Consider the following 1,044-nt stretch of genomic DNA (forward strand, 5'->3'; position numbering starts at 1 on the left):
GCGACATGCGCGGGATCAACGTCCCCTGCCCCCAGCGATGTGTTGTAGATCCGCTTCCACATATGGGCCTGTCCCGGCGCGTCATTCGCGGCGGGCAGCGGATCGGGCGCGCGGTAGTATTTCAGCCGCGCCATGATGCAGGCGTAAAAGGCGTTTCCCGTCACCTGCCCCGCCCCCGGCGGCCAGTTGGCGCGCGCCGACAGGACGGCGCGGGTCAGGCTGTGCAGGCCGCTGTCGGACAGGAAGGTGGCCCATATGTCATCATGGGTAAACGGTTCCATCTGCCACAGTCCCAGCGCCGGGCCGGGACCGCCATCCGTAACCTGCTGGATGTAAGCCAGACCACTTTCCACCAGCGCCGTGCCGGTCAGCAGGTTGACCGCAGCCTGACCGCCCAGCCCGATCATGGACAGCGCGGGGGTGACAATCTGGCGCTTGAACTGCGTCAGGCACAGGCCGGTCATGGGCCGTACCCGAACGCACGTCTGCACAAGGACCACGCCGCATCGCCAATCTGTCCCCAGCCCAGCAGGCCGGTGGCCAGCACGATGAAGGTCATGGTTACCCACGATGTCAGTTTCAGGCCGCCCTCGATCCGGGCCAGCCTGCCGGATATTTCGCTGTCGCGCGCGGTGGCCGTATCGGTCATGTCATCCACGCGTTCCATGATTTCCCGGCGTGTCCGGGCGGCATTGTCCGCCACGGTGCGCGTCAGGTCGCGCCTGAGGTCGGAAAACTGCTGCGACAGCGTGGTCAGGCCGTCGCGCAGGTTGTCATGGCCGCCTTCCACCCGCGCCACCCGTTCACGCAGCACGGCAACTTCCTCTGACGTGGCGCAGCGCACGGATGGCTGCGGCGGCAGCATTGTGGTGGTATCGCTCATTCATTTTTCTCAATAAAAAAACCGCCTCACGGGCGGTCGGGCAGGCGCGGATTGTGGGGTCGGTCAGGCCGTGGCGGCAGCGACCACGACATTCAGGCTGGTCGGATTGCTCAGGCCGCCATCGTTCGTGGCGCTGATCGTGATGGTTCCCGCAGCCTTTG

2 protein-coding genes are annotated in these 1,044 nt (G+C 65.6%); both read right to left on the minus strand.

All coding sequences use genetic code 11. The features are described from left to right. On the minus strand, positions 1-464 hold a 464-nt coding region (locus tag B7449_RS13905), incomplete at its 3' end, for a hypothetical protein (protein ID WP_048883729.1). Continuing rightward, positions 461-883, minus strand: coding sequence for a hypothetical protein (locus B7449_RS13910; protein WP_039736843.1), 423 nt, complete (start codon positions 881-883; stop codon positions 461-463). The genes B7449_RS13905 and B7449_RS13910, both read right to left, overlap by 4 nt. Positions 884-1,044 lie beyond the last annotated feature (161 nt).

Origin of the sequence: Komagataeibacter intermedius TF2 (assembly GCF_000964425.1) — a bacterium.
GTDB classification, from domain to species: Bacteria; Pseudomonadota; Alphaproteobacteria; order Acetobacterales; family Acetobacteraceae; genus Komagataeibacter; species Komagataeibacter intermedius.

Coding starts and splice junctions, on each gene's coding strand:
- B7449_RS13910 (WP_039736843.1), bottom strand. CDS start 883: ATGAGCGATACCACCACAATGCTGCCGCCGCAGCCATCCGTGCGCTGC.